General features: G+C 68.8%; 21 protein-coding genes. 11 read left to right on the top strand and 10 right to left on the bottom strand.

Translation table 11 applies throughout. From position 1 onward, the window contains the following. Nucleotides 1-55 precede the first annotated feature (55 nt). Nucleotides 56-967: a LysR substrate-binding domain-containing protein gene (locus ACESMY_RS03890; protein WP_372782409.1), complete on the top strand. Its 912-nt coding sequence runs from the start codon at nt 56-58 to the stop codon at nt 965-967. Between the two features lie 138 nt (nt 968-1,105). Then, nucleotides 1,106-1,984, top strand: a complete 879-nt coding sequence (locus ACESMY_RS03885) for a 3-hydroxybutyryl-CoA dehydrogenase (RefSeq protein ID WP_372782407.1) — start codon at nt 1,106-1,108, stop codon at nt 1,982-1,984. A 135-nt stretch (nt 1,985-2,119) separates the two neighbouring features. Here the strand turns inward: ACESMY_RS03885 and ACESMY_RS03880 are convergent, their stop codons facing one another. The 7 genes from ACESMY_RS03880 to ACESMY_RS03850 form a co-directional block, all read right to left on the bottom strand. Then, nucleotides 2,120-2,611, bottom strand: coding sequence for an SRPBCC domain-containing protein (locus ACESMY_RS03880; RefSeq protein WP_372782405.1), 492 nt, complete (start codon nt 2,609-2,611; stop codon nt 2,120-2,122). 198 nt (nt 2,612-2,809) lie between these two features. Next, nucleotides 2,810-3,706 carry an alpha/beta hydrolase gene (locus ACESMY_RS03875; RefSeq protein WP_372782403.1) on the bottom strand — a complete coding sequence of 299 codons (897 nt, stop codon included), beginning with the start codon at nt 3,704-3,706 and terminating at the stop codon, nt 2,810-2,812. Nucleotides 3,707-3,759: 53 nt separating this feature from the next. Then, nucleotides 3,760-4,443, bottom strand: coding sequence for a permease prefix domain 1-containing protein (locus tag ACESMY_RS03870; RefSeq protein WP_372782401.1), 684 nt, complete (start codon nt 4,441-4,443; stop codon nt 3,760-3,762). Further along, nucleotides 4,427-4,774, bottom strand: coding sequence for a PadR family transcriptional regulator (locus tag ACESMY_RS03865; protein ID WP_372782399.1), 348 nt, complete (start codon nt 4,772-4,774; stop codon nt 4,427-4,429). The genes ACESMY_RS03870 and ACESMY_RS03865 overlap by 17 nt, the downstream gene beginning before the upstream one ends. Before the next feature lie 386 nt (nt 4,775-5,160). Next, nucleotides 5,161-7,149, bottom strand: a complete 1,989-nt coding sequence (locus ACESMY_RS03860; protein ID WP_372782397.1) for a PAS domain S-box protein — start codon at nt 7,147-7,149, stop codon at nt 5,161-5,163. 219 nt (nt 7,150-7,368) lie between these two features. Then, on the bottom strand, nt 7,369-8,289 hold the full coding sequence (locus ACESMY_RS03855) for a hypothetical protein (RefSeq protein ID WP_372782395.1): 921 nt from the start codon (nt 8,287-8,289) through the stop codon (nt 7,369-7,371). Nucleotides 8,290-8,454: 165 nt separating this feature from the next. After that, nucleotides 8,455-8,970, bottom strand: a complete 516-nt coding sequence (locus tag ACESMY_RS03850) for an arsinothricin resistance N-acetyltransferase ArsN1 family A (protein WP_372782393.1) — start codon at nt 8,968-8,970, stop codon at nt 8,455-8,457. Nucleotides 8,971-9,263: 293 nt separating this feature from the next. On the opposite strand from ACESMY_RS03850, the gene ACESMY_RS03845 reads away from it, so the two are divergent. Then, nucleotides 9,264-9,827, top strand: a complete 564-nt coding sequence (locus ACESMY_RS03845; RefSeq protein WP_372782391.1) for a nitroreductase family protein — start codon at nt 9,264-9,266, stop codon at nt 9,825-9,827. 42 nt (nt 9,828-9,869) lie between these two features. On the opposite strand, the gene ACESMY_RS03840 is transcribed toward ACESMY_RS03845, so the two are convergent. Then, nucleotides 9,870-11,084, bottom strand: a complete 1,215-nt coding sequence (locus ACESMY_RS03840; protein WP_372782389.1) for a PQQ-dependent sugar dehydrogenase — start codon at nt 11,082-11,084, stop codon at nt 9,870-9,872. A 247-nt stretch (nt 11,085-11,331) separates the two neighbouring features. On the opposite strand from ACESMY_RS03840, the gene ACESMY_RS03835 reads away from it, so the two are divergent. Then, a complete protein-coding gene (locus tag ACESMY_RS03835) occupies nt 11,332-12,171 on the top strand; it encodes a hypothetical protein (protein WP_372782387.1) in 840 nt (279 codons plus the stop codon). Between the two features lie 42 nt (nt 12,172-12,213). On the opposite strand, the gene ACESMY_RS03830 is transcribed toward ACESMY_RS03835, so the two are convergent. Continuing rightward, nucleotides 12,214-13,707, bottom strand: a complete 1,494-nt coding sequence (locus tag ACESMY_RS03830; RefSeq protein WP_372782385.1) for a flavin-containing monooxygenase — start codon at nt 13,705-13,707, stop codon at nt 12,214-12,216. 184 nt (nt 13,708-13,891) lie between these two features. Here ACESMY_RS03830 and ACESMY_RS03825 point away from each other — a divergent pair, with 184 nt between their 5' ends. Next, nucleotides 13,892-15,145 (top strand): EAL domain-containing protein, encoded by a 1,254-nt coding sequence (locus ACESMY_RS03825; RefSeq protein ID WP_372782383.1) that lies wholly within the window; start codon nt 13,892-13,894, stop codon nt 15,143-15,145. Between the two features lie 34 nt (nt 15,146-15,179). Continuing rightward, nucleotides 15,180-16,997: a DUF885 family protein gene (locus ACESMY_RS03820; RefSeq protein WP_372782381.1), complete on the top strand. Its 1,818-nt coding sequence runs from the start codon at nt 15,180-15,182 to the stop codon at nt 16,995-16,997. Between the two features lie 54 nt (nt 16,998-17,051). Here ACESMY_RS03820 and ACESMY_RS03815 read toward each other — a convergent pair whose 3' ends face one another. Continuing rightward, entirely contained in the window at nt 17,052-18,056 is a 1,005-nt protein-coding gene (locus ACESMY_RS03815; protein ID WP_372782379.1) for a hypothetical protein, read from the bottom strand. A 155-nt stretch (nt 18,057-18,211) separates the two neighbouring features. Here ACESMY_RS03815 and ACESMY_RS03810 point away from each other — a divergent pair, with 155 nt between their 5' ends. The 5 genes from ACESMY_RS03810 (at nt 18,212) to lspA (ending at nt 24,186) form a co-directional block, all read left to right on the top strand. Next, nucleotides 18,212-19,075: a TIGR01459 family HAD-type hydrolase gene (locus ACESMY_RS03810; protein WP_372782377.1), complete on the top strand. Its 864-nt coding sequence runs from the start codon at nt 18,212-18,214 to the stop codon at nt 19,073-19,075. A 49-nt stretch (nt 19,076-19,124) separates the two neighbouring features. Then, nucleotides 19,125-19,559: a MaoC family dehydratase gene (locus ACESMY_RS03805; protein ID WP_372782375.1), complete on the top strand. Its 435-nt coding sequence runs from the start codon at nt 19,125-19,127 to the stop codon at nt 19,557-19,559. Beyond that, complete coding sequence (locus ACESMY_RS03800; protein ID WP_372782374.1) at nt 19,556-20,506, top strand: bifunctional riboflavin kinase/FAD synthetase; 951 nt, start codon at nt 19,556-19,558, stop codon at nt 20,504-20,506. The genes ACESMY_RS03805 and ACESMY_RS03800 overlap by 4 nt, the downstream gene beginning before the upstream one ends. Before the next feature lie 228 nt (nt 20,507-20,734). Then, complete coding sequence (ileS, locus tag ACESMY_RS03795) at nt 20,735-23,674, top strand: isoleucine--tRNA ligase (protein ID WP_372782372.1); 2,940 nt, start codon at nt 20,735-20,737, stop codon at nt 23,672-23,674. Next, entirely contained in the window at nt 23,671-24,186 is a 516-nt protein-coding gene (gene lspA / locus ACESMY_RS03790; RefSeq protein ID WP_372782370.1) for a signal peptidase II, read from the top strand. Before ileS ends, lspA begins: the two co-directional genes overlap by 4 nt. Nucleotides 24,187-24,241: the final 55 nt, after the last annotated feature.

Here is a 24,241-nt window from a genome sequence, read left to right as displayed (position 1 = left end):
GCGTTGCGAACGATAGATTTTGCTCAGGGTTGTTACTCGCGCTAACAGGCTGGATGTGAACCGCCTGCCCCCCTTCTTCGCGCTCCGCGCCCTCGAGGCCGCCGCCCGGCACGGGAGCTACAGCCGCGCGGCCGAGGAGCTGGCGGTGACCCACGGCGCGGTCAGCCAGCAGATCCGCCGCCTGGAGACCGGACTCGGCGCGCGGCTGTTCGAGCGGCGCGGCAACCGCATGGAGCCCAGCCCCCAGGCCCTGCGGCTGGCCGGCGAGGTCGGCCGCGCATTCGAGATCCTGCGCAAGGGCGTCCGCGACTTCACCGGCGCCGACGTGCGCGAACCCCTGGTGGTCAGCGTCGGCGGCTACATGGCCCGCCGCTGGCTGCCGGCCCGCCTGCCGCGGCTGATAACCCACCCGGCGGGCGCCAACCTGGATATACGCGTCGAAAACCGGCACGTCGACCTCGTCGCCGAGGGCGTGGACGTCGGGGTGCGCTCCGGCACGGGGCGCTGGCCGGACCTGGAGTCGCGCCACCTGTTCGGCGAGATCATGGTCCCGGTCTGCAGCCCTGCCCTAGCGGCCGCCCATCCGATCCGCACGCCGCGAGACCTGCTGAGCGTACCCCTGCTCCACTCCATCATTCGTCCCTGGAGCCTTTGGTTCGCCAAGTTCGGCCTGGAGAGCCCGCCGCAGGAAGGCGGCAGGTTCGACGATCCCCTGATGGTCCTGGAGGCCGCGGCGCAGGGGCTGGGCGTGGCGCTCGCCGTCGACGGCCTGATGGGCGAGCACCTGGAGGCCGGGCGCCTGGTCAAGCCGCTTGGCAGCGAGGTCGGCGCCGAGCGCGGCATGTTCCTGGTCTGGCGGGCGGACAACCCCAAGCTGGCGCGAATCCATGCGCTTCGGGACTGGTTCGTCGCCGAGGCAACGGAAGAGCGCGTGGCGGCGGGGGCCGCAACCCAGCCGGAGGCCTAGGCTGCGATGCAACCAGCCTGGCGCTACGGTCACGCTGCGGCGCAGCAAAAGCCTTGCGGCAGGACGGCACCGTTATGTTAGAACGCCGACACAAAAATGGCCGCCCAAGCTTACGGCCGATCATCGAGGCTCTGCTGAATGGTTCAGATTAAGTCGGTCGGCGTCATCGGCGCGGGCCAGATGGGGACCGGTATCGCCCATGTGGTGGCGCTGGGCGGCTACGACGTCCTGCTGCATGACGTGAGTCCCGAGCGGCTGGAGGCCGGCATGGGCCTGATCGTCCGCAACCTGACCCGCCAGGTGTCCCGCGGCATCATCAAGCAGGACGAGATGGACGCCGCCCTCGGCCATATCAAGCCGGCCCCGGAGCTGCAGGCGATCGGCGCCACGGACCTGGCCATCGAGGCGGCCACCGAAAACGAAGAGACCAAGAAGCAGATCTTCAAGGCGCTGGGCCCGCACCTCTCCGACACGACCCTGCTGGCGTCCAACACCTCGTCGATCTCGATCACCCGGCTGGCCGCGGCGACCGACCGGCCCGACCGGTTCATCGGCCTGCACTTCATGAACCCGGCGCCCTTGATGAAGCTCGTGGAGATCATCCGCGGCATCGCCACCGGCCCGGAGACCTACGAGACCGCCGTCCTGTTCGCCCAGTCGCTGGGCAAGACCACCGCCAACGCCGAGGACTTCCCGGCCTTCATCGTCAACCGCGTGCTGGTGCCGATGATCAACGAGGCGATCTACACCCTCTACGAGGGAGTCGGCACGGTGGAGGCCATCGACACGGCCATGAAGCTCGGCGCCAACCACCCGATGGGGCCCCTCGAACTGGGAGACTTCATCGGGCTGGATACGGTGCTGTCGATCATGAACGTGCTCTATGAGGGCCTGGCCGACAGCAAGTACCGGCCCTGTCCGCTGCTGGTGAAGTACGTCGAGGCCGGCTGGCTCGGCCGCAAGGCCGACCGCGGCTTCTACGACTACCGCGGCGAACACCCTGTCCCGACGCGGTAGCCGGCTGCAAGGTCCTTCGTCCCTTGTTCGAGAGGGACCTGGGGAGCGGACCTTGTCGCTCTGTGAAAACCGACGCGGCTCCAAGCTCGCCTAAAAACGGACCTTCCGAACGTCAGGCAGGGGTGGATTACGGACCTAAGCACGCCACACTGCGGCGTACCTGCGGTAGTGCATGGCAGCCTGCTCAGCGTCGAATGGAGTGTGCTTGTCGAGGATTGCAGTCGGGAGGGCATCAAGGTGCGTGTGCCAACCGGCGGCGACATCCGGCACATGCTGGGTCGGCAAGTCAGTCTGCACGAGGGTCAGTCGAGATCTCTCACGGTCGAGCGCGACAATCGTGATCTCTACCTGGGAACGCGGATGGTCAGGGTGGGGCCAAGTCCAAATCAACATCGAGCCGGGCGTAACCTCCAAGATAACGCCGTCGACATTGCACTGTCCGCGAAGGCGGAACTCACCCCCGGGCTCAAGCTTCACCTCTGCTTCTGACAGCCAGTGTCCGAGAGCTAGCGGCGAGGTAACAGCTCTCCAAACGTCCTGTGACGGGTGCGGCAGCTCTCGTTCGAAACGTAGCTCGTTTCGACCGTCAGGTAAGGTGCGCACCGCGCCCAGCGGAGCTTCTTCCATTGCTCGTCACCGCTTAGGGCCGGTGGGCTTGACGATACGGCTTTGGAACGCGCCTTCCAAGCCAGTGTGCGCCAAGGGTCGAAGGGGGTCGTCGGCGTTCCGCCTGCAAGCCGACCTTCGGCCACACGGCCCGACACCGGACGCTGCGAACGTCACCTTGGGGTGGTTAGCGGACGTCAACGAACCGGGTGATGAAACCTAACTGCCAAGCTTTAGGCGGAGCCATCCTGAAATTCTCGAGAGCACCTCGGACAGGTGCGAGACGCCGCTGCTGTCGACCATCGCGTGGTCGTAGTCGGGATACTCCCAGTAGGTGAGATTGCCTCGATGACGCGTCGCGAACTGGTCCCGAAACGCTCTCGCTGAGGATACGGGGTTGGATCTGTCGCGCGCGCCCTGGACCACCAGCAGAGCGCCCCTGGCTCTCAGGGCGTCCTCCCACAAAGGCCGGTCGGCGATGTCCGCCCACCACCGCAGGGAATTCCCGCTCCAGACCTCCGGACTCAACGGATTGCGGCGAGCCCGTTCGAGCTGTGATGGCGCTTGCACCGCCAGCTCGGGCGGGATGACCTGGACGAACGCGTCCCGGAACGGAATGCCGGTCGCGGACGAGAAGATGACGGAGGCGTCCGCGTTCACCCTGGCGGCGAGGATCTGGACGACCGCACCGCCCTCGGATCCGCCGAAGAGGACGAGCTTGCCGTTCCACCAAGCCGCCTTCTTCAGGCGCCCGATCACCTCGGAATAGTCTTCGACCCGCTGGGTGACCGTGTGGTGAGCCCAATAGGCCTGCGAACAATCGTCCTGACCGCCTGGCGCCGCACTTGAGGCCACTCCGTACTTCTCGACCGTGACGACCGTGAAGTCCGGCAGCAAGCTCTTCGCCGCCTCCACATTTCGATTGTTCACAACCGAAGCGCAGCCGGACCCCTGGGCGATGACCAGGATCCCCTGCTTGCCAGAGGCGCTCTGTCTGTCGAGGTACCAGTCAACGGGGGGACCGCTTGGCCGCCCCAGCGTGAAATGCGCGGGCGCGGCGGTCGCGCATGACGCGACGGCCGTAAGGATCAGTGGCAGCCACGACAGTCGAGACATTGTTCATCGGCGCTCCTGGAGCTCAATAGGCTCGGCGGCAAGCGTGGCCTTAGTCAGCCGGTCTGGCGCTCCCGCGCGCTGCGCCAGACCAACAGCGCCGCGTAGGGCAAGGCCGCGACCGCCAGCAGCACCGCGAACCCGGCGATCCCGTCCGGCGAGATCGAGACCTCGCCATGCGTCGTGGCGGTCGGCAGCGTCAGCGTCGGGTGGACGGTCTCGCCCAGGGCCACCAGGGCGACGATCCCCAATGCCGGCCAGAGCGGCGCCGAGCGGCTGCGGTAGGCGACGACGCCCAGGGTCCAGGCCAGCAGCACCGGCAGGATCGCATGGCTGAAGAACATCATCCCGGCGGCGAACTCACTCAGCCACGCCGGCAGCGCGGCGGCCTGGCCGGCGCCATGCACCTGTTTCACGGTCATCACCACGCCCACCACGGTCAGCGCCGTGGTCACCGCGAGCGCGAGCGCCGGCGCGATCAGGTAGGTCGCGAAGGGCGCCTTGTGCGCCCACGTCTGGAACTCGCGGCGTTCAATCATAGCGTCGGCCAGCATGTCGAAACTCCCTAGTCTGGAAAGCGCCCGGGTCTCCGCCTCGCGCGGATCTGTCATCGCCCGGCGCTCTTCGGCGATGAGGTCGTCCAGATGGTCCCTCAGCTCGGCAAGGTAGCGGCGGGCCGGCCGGCGGCGCACCCCGCCGTGCAGCAGCCGCCGCCATAGGGGGTCAAACGAGGCCTGCACGCCCGCCTCCCACCAAGACCTGCTGCACGGCGCCGGTGATCTTCGACCAGAGCTCGGTGAGCTCGGTCAGCCGCGCCGCGCCCTTGGGCGACAGCGCGTAGTAGATGCGGCTGCGGCCCCCGACCGGGCGGCGCTCGGAGGTTATCGCGCCGCTGCGCTCCAGCGCGTGCAGGACCGGATAGACCACGCCTTCGCCGAGGCTGACGACGTCGCCGGTCTCCTCGCGTATCGCCTGGACGATCTCGTAGCCGTACATCTCGCGGCCCCACAGCAGGCGCAGCACGAGCAGCTCCGGCACGCCGTTCATGAAACTGGGATTGCTCGTCGCCATTGTCGCGCGGCTTTATGCCTAGAACCGAGAGGTATAATGCCTAGAACTACGAGGTATGCAAGTCCGCTCTAAAGTCCGGCCGTCGCCAGCAGGGCGTCGAGCGCGACCGGATCGTTGAACACCGCGCGCACCGGCCAGGCGGCGACCCTGGCGCGCCAGGCGGAATGTCCGCAACGGGTGGAGGCTGTGTAAAAACTCGGAGCGCGTAGTTTTCAGCGCAACATTTTGCCTCCGAGCGCGCGCATCAGATCAGTTGGCGAACGACATTTCTGGGAAGGCCGGTTCTGGCAGCAGAACCTTGCGCGAGATTGTCGCCGAGGCGAGTTTTTACACAGCCTCGGTGGAAAGCGGACGCTTCTTCGTTCGCGGGCAGCCCGCCGTACGCGTCAGCTCCTTGGCCCGGCGGTCGGCTCGTCAATAACTTCGCGCACTCTCGCCGCTAGCTGATCGAAGGTGAACGGCTTTTGCAGCAGGTTTACTCCGGCGTCGAGGCGGCCGTGATGCACGATCGCGTTGCGTGAATAGCCGGTGGTGAACAGCACCTTCAGGCTCGGCCTGAGTTGGCGCGCTTCCTCGGCGAGGACGCGTCCGGTCTGCCCGGGCAAGACCACGTCGGTGAACAGAAGGTCGATCTTCTGGTCGGAGCGCAAGATCACCAGGGCGCGTTCGGCGTCCGACGCCTGCAGCACGTCGTAACCGAGCTCTGACAGGCACATGACGCTGAATGCGCGCACGTCCGGATTATCTTCGACGACCAGCACGACCTCCTCTTCGCTGGCCTGCGCGAATGCCTCCTCAGGCCCGTCTGCGGACTCCTCCTGTTCGGAGTAGTGCCGGGGGAAGTAGAGCCGCACCGTCGTGCCCTGGCCTTCTTCGCTGTAGATCGTCACATGGCCGCCGGACTGTTTGACGAAACCATAGACCATGCTGAGGCCAAGGCCGGTGCCACGGCCGACCTCCTTGGTGGTGAAGAAGGGCTCGAAGACACGGGCGAGGGTCTCAGCGGGCATGCCCGACCCGGTGTCGCTGACGCTGACCGCCACATACTGGCCGGGCCTGACCTCGGCGTCCTTCGCGATGTAGCTCTCGTCGAGATAGGTGTTCTCCGTCTCGATGGTGAGCTTGCCGCCCTCCGGCATCGCATCGCGCGCATTCACCGCGAGGTTGAGGAGCGCGCTTTCCAGCTGGTTCTGGTCGACCTCAATCGTCCAGATGCGCGGTGACAGCACGCTCTCCAAGTCGATCTGTTCGCCAAGCGTCCGATAGAGCATGTCGGCCATGGTGCGGACGAGGTTGTTGAGGTTGGCGGGGGTCGGCGCCAACGGCTGCCTGCGCGAGAAGGCCAGCAAACGGGAGGTGAGGCCAGCAGCACGTTCGGCGGCATGCTTGGCCATTTCCAGGGCGCGTTTCATCCGAGCCGCGTCCGTGGGTTTGCTACGGCCAATGGTGTCCAACCCGCCAATGATCACTGTCAGCAGATTGTTGAAGTCGTGGGCGACGCCGCCGGTGAGCTGGCCCACGGCTTCGATCTTCTGGGTTTGGAAGAGCGCCTGGCGCGCGGCCTCCAGGTCCTCTTCCGACTTCTTCTTTTCCGTGACGTCCCGAGTCACCTTCGCGAAGCCGATGTGTTCGCCATCGTCGTTGCGGATTGCGTCCACCACGACATGCGCCCAGAAGCGGCTGCCGTCCTTACGGACGCGCCATCCCTCAGTTTCCCAGCGCCCTTCGGCAGCTGCGCATTCCAGGCCCTTCTGGGGAACGCCGGCCTCCCGTTCTTCCTCGGTATAAAAGCGGGAGAAATGCTGACCTAGAATCTCGTCGCGGGTGTAGCCCTTGATGCGCTGGGCGCCAGCGTTCCAGCTGCTGACGCAGCCGTCGAGATCGAGCATATAAATCGCGTAGTCGGTCACGCCTTGGACGAGCAGCCGCAGCTGCTCCTGGCTCTCGCGAAGTTGCCGCTCCGCCTCGCGCCGCTCGGTGAGATCGCGGGTGATCTTCGCGAAAGCGACCACGTTGCCGTCGGGGCCGCGGATGGGGTCGATTACCACGTGCGCCCAAAACCGGCTCCCGTCCTTCCGCAGCCGCCACCCCTCGCGTTCGAACCGGCCCTCCTCCGTGGCGGTCCGCAGGGCTGTGGCGGGTAAATCTATCGCCCGGTCTTCTTCCGTATAGAAGCGCGAGAAGTGCTCACCGATGATCTCGTCGGCGGTGTAACCCTTGAACCGTTCGGCCCCGGGATTCCAACTCGACACCAGGCCGCTCGGGTCGAGCATGTAGATGGCGTAGTCGCTGATACCCTCGACCAGCATGCGGTAACGCCCGTCTGGCGTTTGAGCGTCGGTGAAGCGGGCTCCCGGCGAATCGTCAACTGCCACTCGATCGCTCCCTTATTCCAGCGACTGCGGCATGCTCACGCCGGGTAAGGGAGTCGAACGCTAGTCGCAATTGTTAGTTTCCGCCAAAGCTTGGCCGAGCGGGTGGTCCGCGTGGAATGTCCGCAACGGGGTCGAAAGCGGTCTTGCCGAACTCGTCCCAACGCGGACCCCCAGATTGGCGGAGGCCGCCGTCCGCCAAGCTGCGGATTGTACCCGAACTCAGGCTTTCTCGCCCGCAGGGTCACCCGAACGCTCGATGCGAAAAGGGCGACCTGACCCAGGCGGTTTGCGTTTCGGCGGCCTTGACGGGTCGCGCAGACGCGAGAGCTGTTGTTTCAAGGCCCCGATGCTGTGCCGCCTCTCCGGCAGCGGTCCTTCCCGCGCGCCCTGCGCGATCATCAGGATCTGGTCGTGGTACCACTCCTTGCGGAACTCGCAGGCCTGCGCCACCTCCTCGGCGAAATGCGGGTCGCGCAGCCATTTACGGAGGGTCCCCGGCCAGGGCGCGCCCGGGAGACGGCTATAGCTCGCGAACGAGCCGCCCTCGACGATGTGCTCCACGATGTCCTGAACCAGCACCTCCGGCACGGGCTTCGCCGCACCACGGCGCGCCGCAAACATCGTCCGCAGCACCGCGTCGAACTCCGGCTCCTGGCGCCGCCACCGCGCCAGGGTCACCGCGCCGGGCATGTCCGGATCCTCCGCCAGCACGTCCGCCAGCGTCAGCCCGCTGTTCATCCGCACGATGATCCGGTCCGCCAGGGCGGGGTCGAAATCCCGCCGCCGGGCGAGGCCCCAGGCGCGGGCCCGCGCGTTGCGCCGTTGCAGCAGGGCGAACGTCGCCTCCGCGAAGGGCGGCTGGGAGGTCCGCCAGCGGAGATATTGCTCCCGCGACGGCATCCCCGGACGCCCGCACAGCGACTTGATGGGCTCTCCCGCCCGCGCCCGGGCCAGGAAGGCCGCCGCCTTCGCCTCGTCGAAGGCCCACAGCCGCCGCCAACGCCCGCGCCGCCGCGCCGCGGCCAGGGCCTCGCCGAACGCCGCATCATCCCTGGCCCAGGCCCGCACGGAGTCCACGCCGGGCAGGCCCGGCGAGGCGCAGACCGCGCTCAGAGCCTCACCGGCATCTGAGCGCGCCACGATCTCCGCTTTCAGGCGCGCGGCGTCACGGCGGTAGCGGCTGGCATTGGGGGGAAGATAGCACGGCCAGGCCGGAAATAGAACAAATAGCGAACACTTCGAAGGCCGCGGAGGCCACACCGGCTAGACCGCAGCAGCGTCCGCACGGGTGGACAGCGGGCATTGCTAGTCGAGGTTCTCCGGGATCACGCGCTCCACGATGACACAGTCCCGCCAGACGCCGTCCAGCTTGCCGTGCTTCTCATGCAAACCGATTTCCTTGAAGCCCGACCACGCCATGAGGTTCAGGCTCGAGCGGTTCTCGGGAAACACGCGGGACAGCAGCTTCCAGAGGCCCGCCGCCCGCGACGCATCCACCAACGCGGCCATGGCGACGCGGCCGACGCCAGCGCCGCGCCGGTCGCGACGGACGTAGACGGAGAACTCCCCAATTCCGGCGTAGCAACAGCGATCGGCATAGGGATGGGCGATGGCATAGCCCACCACCTCGCCCGTGGCGTTCTCGACCGCCACGAAGGCCTTGGCAGGGTCGAACCACGCCTCGATGTCGGCCACGGCCCGCGGCTCGGTCTCGAAGGTGCCGATCCGATCCTCGATCCCTTGATTGTATATGGCGGTGATGGCGGCGGCGTCCGCCAGCCGAGCGGTGCGTGCAGCCAATGCTGTTGAACTGATCGGCATAAGAGAACTCCCCCGCCGCGAAGCGAAACACGCGACCGCGACGCCCGCAAGGGGTCGAACCGGACCTTGCCCCCACCTCTCGAAGCGGACCATCTGAACGTCGGATGGTGGAAACCAGCCTACGCCGATCGCGCGACGACGGGGCGGACGCGTCATGCCCATTCCCAGTCGCCCGAAGGCCCCCACACGTCGTCCCGCCCAGGCCTGGAACCGCCGTCAGAATTCCTGAGTCCAATCTCTATTCGATTGGTAGGAATATGGGCGTCGCATACTCCAGGAGGCGCAGAACGGTCATGAACGCGTTGTTCGAGGGCGGAGGCGCGCAGCAGGGGCTGCCGGCACTGGAGCGCCTGCTCCGGTCCTCGGCGGACGCGCCGAGGTTCTCCGAAGGCGCGGTGTCGCTGGAGGTCTTGGAGGAACTGCACGCGCTGATGGCGGTCGGGCCGGGGATGAGCGGGGCCTCGCCGACCCAGGTGCTGTTCATCGCCACGCCCGCGGCCAGGGCGAGGCTCGCCCAACGCCTCGCGCCTCGCGCCCGGACCGCCGCGGTCGTCGCCCCGGTCTGCGCCGTCGTGGGCTATGACCGGCAGTTCGCCGAGCAGTTGATCGCCTTCGTGGGTGATGGCGTCGCCGGCGTCTCATGCTTCGACCGGCCGGGCGCGCTCCGGGCCGCGGCGATGCGCAACAGCGTGCTGCAGGGCGCCTATCTCACGCTCTCGGCCCGCGCGCTCGGCCTCGAGGTCCAGTTCCTGCACGGGTTCGACGGCGCCGCAGTGGCCGGGGAATTCTTCCAGGACCCGAGCGTCACCGCGATCTTCGTGGCTGCCCTCGGTTACCCCTGCGACCTGGACGCCTAGCCAGGGAGCCCGACCCGGCGGCCGCCGCCCGAAGCGCGGAGCCTATTTCGGCGTCACGCGGAACAGCCCGCCCGGCCTGGCGTCTTCCAGCATCCAGAGCGCGCCGTCAGGCCCCACTTCCACGTCACGAATGCGATGGCCGACGTTCCAGCGCTCGGCCGATTTGGCGGTGGCGCCGGTGATGACGATGCGGTTGAGCGACAGGCTCGCCAGGCCGCTGACCAGGGCCGAGCCCTTCCACTGCGGGAACAGCTTGCCGTCGTAGAAGACGAGGTTCCCCATGGCGATGACCGGGGTCCAATAGAGCACGGGCCTGGCCAGGTCCGGACGCGTGTCCGGGCTCGGTATGGGCACGCCGTCATAGTTGACCGCGTAGGAGGCCAGCGGCCAGCCGTAGTTCTTGCCGGGCTCGATCAGGTTCAGTTCGTCGCCGCCGCGCGGGCCCATCTCGGCCTCCCACAGCTTGCCGTCGGGCGCGAAGGCCAGGCCATAGGGCGTGCGGTGGCCGGAGGTCCAGGTCTCGGCCGGCGTCAGGTTCGGACCCGGGAAGGCGTAGGTCCGGATCACCGGAGCGGTCTTGGCGGTTTCGGTATCCCGCGGCGGGTCGATGATGGGCACGCTGGCCGCCCCGGTCTTGCCGGCCATGGGATTGCCGGGGGCCGGCTTGCCGTCGAGGGTCAGGCGCAGAATCTTGCCGAGTGGCTGGTTGGGGTCCTGGGCGGGCGTCATCCGCTGCCGGTCGCCGACCGCCAGGAACAGGTATTTCTTGTCCGGCGAGAAGGCGATCTGGGCGCCGAACTGCCCGCCCCGGCCGCGCTCGCCGTCGCGCCAGATCACCTTCAGCCCGTCGAGGCTCGCCGCGCCCGGGGTGATCGACAGCCTGGCCCGGGCCAGAGCCAGGCTGGAGCCGCCGTCGCCGGGCTCGGAATAGGTGAGGTAGACGCTGTGATCGCTGGCGTAGTGCGGCGAGAGGAAGACGCCCAGCATGCCGCCCTGCCCCTGCGCCAGCACGGCCGGAACGTTCGCCACCGGGGTCTTCTCGCCGGCCTGGGTGACCAGCCAGATGGGGCCGGGCTTCTCGGTGATCAGCATCCGCCCGTCGGGCAGGAAGGCGATGCGCCAAGGCTGGTTGAAGGTCGCCACCGACGTCATGACGAACGGCAGGCCGGGCTCGGGCGCCTGGGAGCCGATATTGGTCTGAGCCTGCGCCCCCGTGGCCGCCAGGGCCGCAAGCACGGTGGTTTTCGCCAGGTTCATACGCGATCCTCCAGGGGTGGCAGGCCTGCCGCCGGTCCATTCGCCAACACGCCAATTCCCCGCGCCGTTGGTTGGCGCGCGGCTCGCCCGGCAGCTCTGCTGATGACCCTACAGAGGCGAGACTGGCTCGTCGACGGCTCCGCAAACAGGCTTGACCGATAGGCTGGCGCGCTATGGACTTGCGTCCGATCCGGCGCGCCGGAGCTTGCGGTCCAGACCGCGCCGGTGGCGCCGCTGAGGGGATGCGATGGCTTTCAACCTTCTGGCGGGCGTCAGCGCCGCGGCGAGCCTCGCCCTGGTGGAGGCGGCGGCCCTGACCCCGACAACCGCGCCGACGGCCAGCCTCATGCGCGTCGAAAGCCCCACGACCTGGAACCGCGACGTGCAGGTCGCCAAGCCGAGGCAGGAGTTGCTGAGCCAGACGGCCCATGTGACGCGCGCGGCGCGGCTCGACGAGGACATCAGCCTGCGGGGCCGGCTCGCCAACGGCTTCGCCAAGAAGAACCTGAAGCAGGGCCAGGCCCTGTTCGCCGCCCACGACGGCTCAGACGCGGTCTTCTGTGCGCCGACCAGCTACAACTCCTGGTCGGGCGGCGACTTCTACTGCCTGTACGACACCGATGGGGACGGCGCCTTCGACCGGATGGGCCACGGCGTCGTGGACATTCCGGGAGCGCCGCAGCTTGCCGGCATCCTCGAGGACGGCGAGGTGAGAGGCTTCGTCGTCGTGGACGACAAGGCCCTGCCGCACCCGGTGAAGTACACGCCCATCCCAGCCGAAGAGGGTCCCAAGACCCTGGTCCGCTTCCTGTGGAAGGCCACGACGTCGCCGGCCACCGCCTCGGCGCCGGCGTCCTACTCCGTCCAGGTCTGGTCCGAAATCGGCGGGCAGGCGGGCCGCCCGGTCAGCGCGATCCCCGACGCCGACGGGACGGGCCATGTGGAGTACGACGGCGCGCGGTTCGCGATCCTCGGCCTGCAGGCGGACGGGTCTCTCCGCTATCGGATCGAGGCGCCTATGCCCGCGAAGGACCAGAAGGTCACGCTCCGGCGCGGCTACCAGGCCCCCATCATCATCGTCTTCTAGGCCGATGGCCGCCTGCCACGCCCGCGCGCGCCGGGCCCGCAGTCAGGCCGCCACCGTCTCCCGCGCCTTCACCTTCGCCGGCTGGGGATTGGAGAACTTGAGCGGCCCGTCCTCCAGCTTGGCGTACTTCAGGCTCATCAGGTCGAGCGCGTAGTTCTGGTGCAGTTTCCAGGGCGCCTTGGAGCCCTGCTTGGGGAATTTCTCCATGGCCCGCTGGACGTAGCCCGACGAGAAGTCCAGCCACGGATGGCGCTCGATATCGGGGTCGTCGTTGTGCGGCGTGACCTGGCGCAGGCCGGTCTTCTGCATGTGGTTCAGGAGCCGGCAGACGTATTCGCAGGTCAGGTCGCACTTCAACGTCCAGGACGCATTGGTGTAGCCGAAGGCCGAGGCGAGGTTCGGCACGTCCTCGTACATCATGCCCTTGTAGGAGAGCGTCTTGCCCGGATCGACGGGCCGGCCGTCGACGCTGATCGCCAGGCCGTTCATCACCTGTAGCGTCAGGCCGGTGGCGGTGACGACGATGTCGGCGGGCAACGTGGCGCCCGACGTCAGCTTGATCCCCTTGGCGGTGAAGGTCTCGATGTGGTCGGTGACCACCTCGGCGCGGCCGGCCTTGATCGCCTCGAAGAGGTCGGCGTCGGGCACCAGGCACAGCCGCTGGTCCCAGGGATTGTAGCTCGGCGTGAAGTGCTTGCCGACGTCGTAGTCCGGTCCGAGCTGGGCGCGCACCATGTCGATGATGTTCTTCTTCACCGCGGCCGGCTTGTTGCGCGCCAGGCGGAAGAACCACATGCCGAACAGCACATTGCGCCAGCGGATCAGGCCGTAGGCCAGCATGGCCGGCAGCCATTTGCGAAGGCGGTTGGCGAGCGCGTCCTCGGCCGGCCGCGACACCACATAGGTCGGCGAACGCTGCAGCATGGTGACCTTGGCCGCGGTCTTGGCCATCTCCGGCACCAGGGTCACCGCCGTCGCGCCCGAGCCGATGACCACCACGGCCTTGCCGGCGTAGTCGAGGTGTTCCGGCCACGTCTGCGGATGGACGATCTCGCCCTTGAATTTGTCCGCGCCCGGGAAGTCCGGGGTGTAGCCGCCCTCGTAGGAATAGTAGCCGCCGCAGAGGAACAGGAAGTTGGCGGTGAGGCGCACGGTCTGGCCGTCGCTGCGCAGCGCCTCGACCGTCCAGTGGGCGGCCTCGCTCGACCAGGCGGCGGACTTCACCTGGTGGCCGTAGCGGATGTGCCGGTCGATGCCGAAGTCGCGGGCGGTGTCGCGGACGTACTTCAGGATCGAGGGGCCGTCGGCGATCGCCTTGGCTTCGCGCCACGGCTTGAAGGCGTAGCCCAGGGTGTACATGTCGCTGTCGGAGCGGATGCCGGGATAGCGGAACAGGTCCCAGGTGCCGCCGATCGCCTCGCGGCCCTCGAGGATCACATAGCTGCGGCCCGGCGCGCTCGCCTGCAGGTGCCAGCCGGCGCCGACGCCCGAAAGGCCGGCCCCCACGATCAGCACGTCGAAGTGTTCGTCGGCCATCTTTGTCAGGTCCCCGAAACCCGCCGCCGCGGGCCTATCTGAACGTTGATCACATATTTCGGGGCGCGACGCCACCGACGCAACCGCAGAGCGCATCCGCGCCATCGCCGCAGGCGCGTTAATCCATTCGACTTCAAGCGCCGCCGCAGCGGATACTCAGACGACTGATTCGGATGGCGGGACCATGCGACGGCTCACCCTCGGGCTCCTCTTAGCCATCTATCTCTGCGTGTCGCTGAGCGTCGCGCTCACGCTGTGGCGGAACGGCGGCGGCTGGGGCGCCGGCGTGGCCGCCCTGGTCGGCGGACTGGGGCTCTGCCTGGCCTTCCACGGCCTGATCGAGCGCGCGCTGGAGACCGGGACGATCAAGGGCGACATCGCCGCGGTGCGCGAGGCGCACGCCATCCTGCTCTCCCAGGTCGAGGCGCTCGACGCGCGGCTGGGCGAGGTGCTGGAGACCGTCGCCGACGACGCCCAGCGCTCAGAGGTCCTGCTGGACGAGGTCCATATGCTGGAGGGCCTGGTCCAGCGCATGCAGCATCGGCTGGACGACCACGGCGACGCGCCGGCCCCCTTCGCCGCGCCGTTCGGCGGCGACGCGGTCCAGTCCCCGGCCCTGCTCGACACCGTGCGCGCGGCCCTGACCGATAACCGGGTCGACCTCTACCTGCAGCCCATCGTGGCCCTGCCGCAGCGCCGCACCCAATACTACGAGAGCTTCTCGCGGCTGCGCGACGAGACCGGCCGGGTGATGATGCCGGCCGAGTACTTGAGCGTCGCCGAGCCGGGCGGCCTGGTCACCGCCATCGACAACCTGCTGCTCTTCCGCTGCGTGCAGATCGTGCGGCGCCTGGCCCGGCAGGAGCGGCGGATCGGCATCTTCTGCAACATCTCCATGGCGAGCCTGGCCGACGAGAGCTTCTTCCCGCAGTTCCTCGAACTGCTCACCGAGAACCGGGACCTTGCCGGCGCCCTGATCTTCGAGATCGGCCAGGCGGCCTTCGACGCCCGCGGCTCGGTTGAGGCCCGCAACATGGGCAAGCTCGCCGACCTCGGCTTCCGCTTCAGCCTCGACAAGGTCACCGACCTCGACCTTGACCTGCAGGACCTGTCGCGCTCGGACGTGAAATTCCTGAAGATCGCCGCCCAGTTCCTGCTGGACGAGCTGCAGGAGACCGAGGGCGGGCTGGTGCTGCGCTCGCTGCCCGACCTCGCCGCCGAGGACTTCACCACGCTGACCCGCCGCTACGGCGTCGAGGTGGTGGCCGAGAAGGTCGAGGCCGAGCGCCAGGTGGTCGACATCCTCGAGCTCAACATCGGCTTCGGCCAGGGCCATCTGTTCGGCGAGCCCCGCGCCATCAAGGAAGCCGTGCTCACCGAAGCCGGTCCCGCGCCGGCGATCGCGCGACAGCCCTTCCCGCGCCGGGCCTTCGGCTAGGTCGCGCCCACCCGCTATCCGCGCCGGAGTCCCCATGCTTGATCGCCGCCAACTGCTGTCCGCCGGCGCCGCTGCGACCGCGCTCGCCATGGCGCCGGGCGCCCGCGCCGCGGTGGGCGAGCCGGCGCGGCTGACCACCCTGCTCGACGCCTTCTTCCAGGAGGGCCTGGAACGGCAGCCCGAGAACGCCACCGAGCTCGGCCTCGACAAGGGCCGCAACGCATCGCTGAAGGCGAAGCTGGAGGACGTATCCGCGGCCGGCATGGTCGCCGAGCGGGCCGCCAACCTCAGCCAGATCCGCCGGCTGAAGGCCATCGACCGCACCAAGCTGAGCGGCATGGACGCGGTCAACTACGACACCGTGCTCTATGTGGCCGAGTCTACCCAGCCGCTGCTCGACCTCGACCTCGGCGGCCGCGATGGCTTCTCGCCCTCCTGCTATGTGCTGTCGCCGATCACCGGCGCCTATCAGCGCATGCCGAACTTCCTGGACGAGAAGCATTCCGTCGCCACCGCGGCGGACGCCGAGGCCTATCTGGCGCGGTTGGACGGCTTCGCCGCGGCCCTCGACGCCAACACCGATCGCTTCCGCCACGACGCCGGCAAGGGCGTGGTCCCGCCGGACTTCCTGCTCGACATCACCGTGGGCCAGCTCGCGGCCTTGCGGACCACCGGCGAAGGCTCCGACCTCGTGAAATCCCTCGACCGCCGGGCCCGCGCCAAGGGCCTGGGCGAGGCCTACGGCAAGCGCGCCGCGCAGGTCTATGACGCCAAGGTCGGCCCGGCGCTCGACCGCCAGATCGCCGCGCTGAAACAGGCCCGGCCGGGCGCCGTGCACGACGCGGGCATCTGGCGCTTCAAGGACGGGCCGGCCTTCTATGCGGCCAATCTGAAATACACGACGACCACCAAGATGACGCCGGAGGAGGTCCACAAGCTGGGTCTCGACCAGGCCCAGGAATATGGCGCGCGGCTCGACGTCCTCCTGAAGAAACAGGGGCTGACGCAGGGCACGGTCGGCGAACGGATCAAGCAGCTCTACAAGGACCCCAGCTACTATTTCCAGAACACCGATCCGGGCCGCGCGCAGCTCCTGGCCTATCTGCAGGACCGGCTGACCCAGGTGAAGGCGCGCCTGCCCACCATGTTCCATCGCCTGCCGACCCAGGCGATCGAGGCGAGGCGCGTGCCCCCGGCCATCCAGGACGGCTCGCCGCTGGCCTATTCGGAAAGCGCGCCGCTCGACCGCTCGCGGCCGGGCTGCATCTACTTCAACCTCAAGGACACCGGCGAGTGGCCGAAGTGGAACCTGCCCTCGACGCTCTACCATGAGGGCCTGCCGGGCCATCAGCTGCAGGGCGGCCTGGCGCAGGAGAGCCAGGGCATCCCGATCCTGCGGAAGAACATGTACTTTTCAGGCTATGGCGAAGGATGGGCGCTCTACGCCGAGCAGCTCGCCCAGGAGCTCGGCATGTACGAGGACGATCCGCTGGGCGAGATCGGCTGGCGCAAGGCGCAGATCTTCCGGGCCGGGCGCTGCGTGGTCGACACCGGCATGCACACCATGCGCTGGAGCCGCGAGCGGGCGATCGAATATCTGATGGGCCTCGACGGCGACGCCGAAGGCTCCACCACGCGGGAGGTGCAGCGCTATTGCGCCATCCCCGCCCAGGCCTGCAGCTACAAGATCGGCCACACCTTCTGGAACACCCAGCGGGAGCGGGCCAAGGCGGCGCTGGGGCCGAAGTTCGACCTCAAGGCCTTCCACGACGCGGGCCTGCTGTCCGGCGCCATGCCGCTCGACGTCCTGGCCTCGGCGATTGGCGGCTACATCGCGTCCGCCAAGGCCTGAGGCCCATCGACATTCCACGGCTTGCCGAGGATGGCGCCGCCTGGCCGGTCCCCGCTACTCCCGGCCGCCACGGTCGCGCAGGCGGATCAGGTCGTCCGGCGACAGGCGCTTGCCGCCGGCGTTGGCGACCTGGATGAAGCCGACGCTGATCCCGTGGTCGCGCAGCCGCATGAGGTCGTCGGGCGCCAACGCCGCATAGCCCGCGGCGTGGAGCCCGGAGATGAAGCCGACGCTGACGCCGTGGTCCCGCAGCCGCGCCAGGTCGTCGGGCTTGAGGCCGGAATAGCCGCCGGCCTTGAGCTCGGCGATGTAGGTCTCACTGACCCCGTGATCGCGCAGGCGCTGCAGATCGGCGGCGGAGAGCCCGGTATAGCCCTGGGCGCGCAGCGCCTCGACGTAGCGGGCCGAGACGCCGTGATCGCGGAGCTGCACGAAGGTCGCCAGGTCGCCGAAGCGGTAGCCGGCGGCGTCCATGGCGCGCAGTTGCCGAAGGCCCGCGCCGTGGGTCCCGGCCTTCACCAGGTCGTCGGCGGTCGGCGTCGCATAGGCTTCGCGCTTCAGCTCATCGAGATAGGCCAGGCCGATGTCGGACATCGCGAGCCGGAACTGCTGGATCGGCGCCAGCTCGCCGGTGACGCCGCGCCGGGCGAGCGCGGCGGGGAAGCCGGGGTTGGCCGCGTAGACGCAGGTCCCGACGCCACGGCCCTCGCCGGCGACGCCGTGGCACCGGAACTCGCCCGCGTCGCGACGCATGACGAAGGACACCGGCTGGCCGGGAGCCGACAGCTGGCCCGGCGACAGGCCGTCCAGAGTGGAGAGCGCCAGGCTCTCGCCCCACATCGAGGAATGGCCCGGTGAGTGATAGCCGATCTCGACCTGCACCAGGCCGGCGGTCGCGCCCGCGTCCGCCGGCTCGATCCGCCAGTCGAGCGAGGCGGGTATTTCGTCGGGCCAGCCCGCATAGGTCCCGGTCGCGGGTGCGGCCGGTGTCGCCGGAGCCGCTTGCGGCGCAGCGAACGCCAGGAGGCCGAGCGCGGCCAGGGTGACGGCGTTGAGCATCTGAAGTTCTCCCCAAACCGACGCGGACACGCGCGCCGCGGATCGCCATGGCGCGATGGGAAGCGAGGCGGGCCAGCGGGTCACGTTAATTTATGGACAGGCGCGGCGGGCCAAACGCGTTGACCGCATCGGACCGCCCCGCTACCGCCGCCCTCATGACCGCTCCCAAGCTGGCCGCCGGCCTCTCGCAGCTTTCCGCCGACTACGACGTCCTGCTCTGCGATGTCTGGGGGGTGATCCACAACGGGCGCGAGCGCTTCCCGGCGGCCTGCGCCGCCCTGGCGCGCTTCCGGGCCGAGCGCGGGCCGGTGGTGTTGATCTCCAACTCGCCGCGGCCCATGGGCCCGGTGATCGAGCAGCTCGACGGCCTGGGCGTGCCGCGCGAGGCCTGGAGCCACATCGTCACCTCCGGCGACGCCACGCGCCTCTTGCTCGCGCAGCGCGCGCCGGGCCCGGCCTGGCTGATCGGCCCGGAGCGCGACGCCCCGCTCTACGAAGGCCTCGGCCTGGAAACCGCCGACCTGGAGCACGCCGCCTTCATCTCGGTGACCGGCCCCTACGACGACGAAAACGACGAACCCGGCGACTACCGCGACCGCTTCTGCCGCGGCGTCGAGCGCGGCCTCGAGCTGATCTGCGCCAACCCGGACATCGTCGTGCAGCGGGGCGAAAAGCTGATCTACTGCGGCGGCGCGCTCGCCCAGCTCTACGAGAGCCTCGGCGGCCGCGTGACCATGGCCGGCAAGCCCTATCCGGCGATCTACGAGCTTTCGCTGGCCAAGGCGGCGGAGGCGGTGGGCCGGCCGCTGGACCCCCGCAGGGTGCTCTGCATCGGCGACGGCCTGCCCACCGACATCCGCGGCGCCAACGCCCGCGGCCTCGACGTGCTGTTCGTGGCGAGCGGCATCCACGGGGCCGAAACCATCGGCCCGGACGGGCTGAACGTCCCGGCCGTCGAGGACCTGCTGCGCCAGGACGGGCTTTCCGCCGCCTACGCCATCGCCGACCTGGTCTGGTGACACCCGGCTTTCATCGCTAAGGGAAGCCAAGAAGCCAGAGGGACGATCGGTGCAGGGGCTCTATTTCGACGAACTGAGCGTGGGGCAGTCCGCGGAAGTCACCCACGTGGTGGGCGCCGCCGACATCGAGGCCTTCGCCGCGGTCTCCGGCGACGTCAATCCGGTGCACATGGACGAGGCCTATGCCCGGACCACGACCTTCGGGGGGCGGATCGCCCACGGCATGCTGGCGGCCGCCTATATCTCCGCGGTGCTGGGCAACCGATTGCCGGGGCCGGGCGCGATCTACCTCTCGCAGTCCCTGCGCTTCCGCCGGCCGGTGAAGATCGGCGATCCGGTGACCGCGCGGGTGACGGTCAAGGCGCTGGACGACGCCAAGGGCCACGCGACCTTCGAGACCGTCTGCCTGGTGAACGGCAAGACGGTGGTCGAGGGCGAGGCGCTGATCATGGTGCCGCGCCGGGACGCGCCCCGGAAATCATGAGGCGGCTTCGGGTCATCCGCGGCTGGAAGGACCTGCCGGCCGGCGACCGCGAGGCGGCTGTGGCCATGGGCAGTTTCGACGGCGTGCACCGCGGCCACCAGCAGGTGATCGCGCTGGCCGCCAAGGCCGCGGGCGAGCTGGGCTGCCAGCTCGGGGTCATCACCTTCGACCCGCATCCGCGCGTCTACTTCCGCCCTGACGAGCCCGCCTTCCACCTGATGAAGGCCGACCAGCAGGCGCGCGCGCTCGAGGCCCTGGGCGTCGACGTGCTCTACGTCCTGCCGCTGACCCCGGAACTCGCCGGCATGACCGACCGGGAGTTCGCCGCCCGCGTCCTGCACGAGGGCCTGGGCGCGCGGCACGTGGCCGTGGGCTTCGACAACTCCTTCGGCAAGGACCGCACCGGCAGTCCGGAGACCATGCGCGCCTATGGCCGGGAGATGGGCTTCGGCGTCTCGGTGGCCGAGCCCGTGGAAGATGGGTCCGGCGAGAAGTTCTCCTCGACCGCCGTGCGCGAGGCGCTGCGCGAGGGACGTCCCGAGGGGGCCGCCAAGATCCTCGGCCGGCCCTTCGCCATCGAGGGCGCGGTGCAGCGCGGCCGCCAGCTCGGCCGCAAGCTCGGCTTCCCGACCGCCAATGTGGCGCTGGGCGACTATGTGATCCCGAAGTTCGGAGTCTACGCCACCCGCACCCGCCTGCCGGACGGCCGCGACATCCCGGGCGTCGCCAACATCGGCATCAACCCGACCATCGAGGGCGTGCGCGCGCCCCTGCTCGAGGTCTGGCTCTTCGACTTCGACGAGGACATCTACGACCAGGTGATCGAGACCGACCTGATCGCCTTCCTGCGCCCGGAGCTGAAGTTCGACGGCCTGGAGACCATGACCGTGCAGGTCATGAAGGACGCCAAGGCCGCCCGCGACCTCCTGATGCCGGATTTCGGCTAGGCCACCGCCACCGCTCGTCACCGCTGTCCGGACGAGATCGCTCCAGAGCGGTGCTGCGTCGGGACACGGCGGCCCTTGGGTTCGCGCCGGTCGTCTGGTATCCCCTCGGCTCATGACTTCGGTTCGGACGAGCTCGCGAATTATCCGCCCGGCGTGACGCTGGACGAGACGTCTGCGCGCGCCGGGTTTGCCCCGCACCTCGAAAACCCGGACCCATTGGACAGAGTAATGGCCGACGACGCCGAAACCCCTTCGCGCGATTACCGCGAAACCGTCTTCCTCCCCGACACGCCCTTCCCCATGCGCGCAGGCCTGCCGCAGAAGGAGCCGCTGATCCTGCAGGCCTGGGCCAAGGCCGACCTCTACAACACCATGAGGAAGGCCCGGCAGCACGCTGGCGCGCCGCTGTTCGTGCTGCACGATGGGCCGCCCTATGCCAACGGCGCGATCCACATCGGCCACGCGCTGCAGAAGACGTTGAAGGACTTCGTCGTCCGCTCGCGCTTCCTGCTCGGCTACGACGTCGACTACGTGCCCGGCTGGGACTGCCACGGCCTGCCGATCGAATGGAAGATCGAGGAGGAGCTGCGCGGCCAAGGCCGGCGCAAGGACGAGGTCTCCAAGGCCGAGTTCCGCACCCGCTGCCGCGAATATGCCGAGACCTGGATCGGCGTGCAGATGGCCGGCTTCAAGCGCCTGGGGGTGATCGGCGACTGGGAGCACCGCTACGCCACCATGGACTATCCTAGCGAGGCCGCGATCGTGGCCGAGTTCCACAAGTTCGTGATGTCCTGCCAGCTCTACCGCGGCTCCAAGCCGGTGATGTGGAGCCCGGTCGAGCGCACCGCCCTGGCCGACGCCGAGGTCGAATATCACGACCACACCAGCCCCACGGTCTGGGTGAAGTTCCCGGTGGTCGAGGGCTCGGACGCCGCGCGCAAGGCCAGCGTGGTGATCTGGACGACGACGCCCTGGACCATCCCGGCCAACCGCGCCGTCAGCTACAATCCCGACATCGCCTATGCGGTCTATCAGGTCGAGGCGATGGAAGAGGGCCTTGAGTTCGAGCCCTGGGCCAAGGCCGGCGACCGGCTGGTGATGGCCGAGAAGCTCGCCGCCGAGGTCATGGCCGCGGCCAAGGTGGCGAAATACAGCAGGGTCGAGGCGGTCGACTGCGAGGGCATGGTGCTGGCCCACCCGCTGGCCGCGCTGGATTCGGGCTACGGCTTCCAGGTGCCGATGCTGTCCGGCGACCACGTCACCGACGACGCGGGCACCGGCTTCGTCCACACCGCGCCCGGACACGGCGCCGACGACTACCTGGTCTGGCTGGCCCACGGCCACCGCGACATCCCCGAGACCGTCGATCCGGACGGCGCCTACTACCCCACCGTTCCGCTGTTCGGCGGGCTGAAGGTGCTGGAGACCGAGGGCAAGAAGTCCGGCAAGTTCGGACCCGCCAACGGCGCGGTGATGGAGAAGCTGATCGAGGCCGGCCACCTCCTGGCCCGCGGCCGGCTGGAGCACTCCTACCCGCACTCCTGGCGCTCCAAGGCGCCGGTGATCTTCCGCAACACGCCCCAGTGGTTCATCCGCATGGACGAGCCGCTGGAGGATAAGGCCCATGGCGGCCGCACGCTTCGTGAGACGGCGCTGGAATCCATCGAGGCGACCGCCTTCTATCCCGAGCCGGGCAAGAACCGCATCCGCGCCATGGTCGAGAGCCGCCCCGACTGGCTGATCAGCCGCCAGCGGGCCTGGGGTTCGCCGCTGGCCATGTTCGTCGACAAGGAAACCGGGCATCCGCTGCACGACCCGGCGGTCAACGCCCGCATCGTCGAGCTGATCCGCGCCGAGGGCGCCGACGCCTGGTTCACCCGGCCCGCCTCCGACTTCCTGGGCAAGCACGATCCCGAGCGCTTCGAGAAGATCGAGGACATCCTCGACGTCTGGTTCGATTCCGGGTCGACCCACGCCTTCACCCTGGAGAACCGGCCGCACACCCACTGGCCGGCCGACCTCTACCTGGAAGGCTCCGACCAGCACCGCGGCTGGTTCCAGTCGAGCCTCTTGGAAAGCTCCGGCACGCGGGGCCGCGCGCCCTATGACGCGATCCTCACCCATGGCTTCACCATGGATGAGGCCGGCGAGAAGATGTCGAAGTCCAAGGGCAACGTCGTCGACCCCGAGGTGGTGATCCGCGAGTCGGGCGCCGAGATCATCCGGCTGTGGGCGGCGATGATCGACTATTCGGACGACAGCCGGATAGGCAAGACGGTGCTGCAGACCACCTCGGACGCCTACCGCAAGCTCCGCAACACCGTGCGCTACATGCTGGGCGCGCTCGCCGACTATGCGCCGGACGAGGCGGTGGAGCTGGAGGAGGCGCCGCCGCTGGAGCGGTTCATCCTGCACCGGTTGTGGGAGCTCGATGGCCAGGTCCGGGCGGCCTACGAGGGCTATCTCTTCCAGGACGTCATCCGGCCGGTGACCGAGTTCTGCCAGAACGAGCTCTCGGCGCTGTTCTTCGACATCCGCCGCGACGCCCTCTACTGCGACCGCCCGGACTCGGTGCGCCGCCGGGCGGCGCGCACGGTGATGCAGGCGGTGTTCGAGCGCCTGACCGCCTGGCTCGCGCCCCTGATCCCCTTCACCATGGAAGAGGCCTGGACGACCCGCTATCCGGACGCCCACTCCAACTGCCTGCGGGTGATCCCCGAGACCCCCGCCGCCTGGCGCAATGACGCCGAGGCCGCGCGCTGGGCCAAGGTCCAGGCCGTCACCTCGGTGGTCACCGGCGCGCTGGAGGTCGAGCGCCGAGAGAAGCGCCTGGGCGCCGCGCTGGAGGCCGCGCCGAAGGTCTACATCGCCGATGCGGACCTGATGGCCGCCTTCGCGGGCCTGGACGCCGCGGAGGTGTTCCGCACCAGCCAGGCGACCCTGGTCCAGGGCGACGGCCCCGCCGCGGCCTTCCGGCTGGCCGAAGCCCCAGGCGTCGCGGTCGAGCCGCTGCGCGCCGAGGGCCGCAAGTGCGCCCGCTCCTGGCGGATCCTGCCGGAGGTGGGCACCGACCCGCGCTATCCCGACCTTTCCCTGCGCGACGCCGACGCCGTGGCCGCCTGGGACGCAACCCACGGCAAAGCCCAGACACCGGTAGGCATGGCATGAACGGGATGACCAAACTCGGCGGCATGGGCCTCGCGCTGGCGGCTCTGGTCGTCGTCGCCGACCAGGCGGTGAAGGCCTGGATCCTCACCGGCCTCAACCTGCCGCAGATCGCGACGCTGAAGGTGCTCGGGCCCTTCTACCTGACCATGGTCTGGAACCCCGGGGTCAGCTTCGGCTTCCTGCAGGCCCAGCATGACCTGGTGCGCTGGGCGCTCGCCGCCTTCTCGATCGCCGTCGCCGTCATGCTGGCGGTCTGGGTCCGCCGGACCGAGCGGCCGCTGTTCGCCGTGGCGGTCGGCCTGGTCATGGGCGGCGCGGTCGGCAACGTCATCGACCGCATCCGCTTCGGCGCCGTGGCCGACTTCGTGGACGTTTCCCGGATCGGCTTCTTCCCCTGGGTGTTCAACGTCGCCGATTCGGCCATTTCGATCGGCATCTGCCTGCTCCTGCTCGACATGCTGCGCCAGGACGGGCGCGAGCGTGCGGCGAAGACCGCGGGGGATGCGGCTTGATGCAGCGTTGGCGGCGGCTTTGGTTTACGCTATCCACTCTTCCTTCGCGGCCGGG

Source organism: Phenylobacterium sp. (genome assembly GCF_041691455.1).
Classification (GTDB): Bacteria; Pseudomonadota; Alphaproteobacteria; order Caulobacterales; family Caulobacteraceae; genus Phenylobacterium.
This window is presented reverse-complemented; position numbering and strand designations above follow the sequence as displayed.

Coding starts and splice junctions, on each gene's coding strand:
- ACESMY_RS03885 (WP_372782407.1), top strand. CDS start 1,106: ATGGTTCAGATTAAGTCGGTCGGCGTCATCGGCGCGGGCCAGATGGGG.
- ACESMY_RS03880 (WP_372782405.1), bottom strand. CDS start 2,611: ATGGAAGAAGCTCCGCTGGGCGCGGTGCGCACCTTACCTGACGGTCGA.
- ACESMY_RS03875 (WP_372782403.1), bottom strand. CDS start 3,706: ATGTCTCGACTGTCGTGGCTGCCACTGATCCTTACGGCCGTCGCGTCA.
- ACESMY_RS03865 (WP_372782399.1), bottom strand. CDS start 4,774: ATGGCGACGAGCAATCCCAGTTTCATGAACGGCGTGCCGGAGCTGCTC.
- ACESMY_RS03850 (WP_372782393.1), bottom strand. CDS start 8,970: ATGCCGATCAGTTCAACAGCATTGGCTGCACGCACCGCTCGGCTGGCG.
- ACESMY_RS03845 (WP_372782391.1), top strand. CDS start 9,264: ATGAACGCGTTGTTCGAGGGCGGAGGCGCGCAGCAGGGGCTGCCGGCA.
- ACESMY_RS03840 (WP_372782389.1), bottom strand. CDS start 11,084: ATGAACCTGGCGAAAACCACCGTGCTTGCGGCCCTGGCGGCCACGGGG.
- ACESMY_RS03835 (WP_372782387.1), top strand. CDS start 11,332: ATGGCTTTCAACCTTCTGGCGGGCGTCAGCGCCGCGGCGAGCCTCGCC.
- ACESMY_RS03830 (WP_372782385.1), bottom strand. CDS start 13,707: ATGGCCGACGAACACTTCGACGTGCTGATCGTGGGGGCCGGCCTTTCG.
- ACESMY_RS03825 (WP_372782383.1), top strand. CDS start 13,892: ATGCGACGGCTCACCCTCGGGCTCCTCTTAGCCATCTATCTCTGCGTG.
- ACESMY_RS03820 (WP_372782381.1), top strand. CDS start 15,180: ATGCTTGATCGCCGCCAACTGCTGTCCGCCGGCGCCGCTGCGACCGCG.
- ACESMY_RS03815 (WP_372782379.1), bottom strand. CDS start 18,056: ATGCTCAACGCCGTCACCCTGGCCGCGCTCGGCCTCCTGGCGTTCGCT.
- ACESMY_RS03810 (WP_372782377.1), top strand. CDS start 18,212: ATGACCGCTCCCAAGCTGGCCGCCGGCCTCTCGCAGCTTTCCGCCGAC.
- ACESMY_RS03800 (WP_372782374.1), top strand. CDS start 19,556: ATGAGGCGGCTTCGGGTCATCCGCGGCTGGAAGGACCTGCCGGCCGGC.
- ileS (WP_372782372.1), top strand. CDS start 20,735: ATGGCCGACGACGCCGAAACCCCTTCGCGCGATTACCGCGAAACCGTC.
- lspA (WP_372782370.1), top strand. CDS start 23,671: ATGAACGGGATGACCAAACTCGGCGGCATGGGCCTCGCGCTGGCGGCT.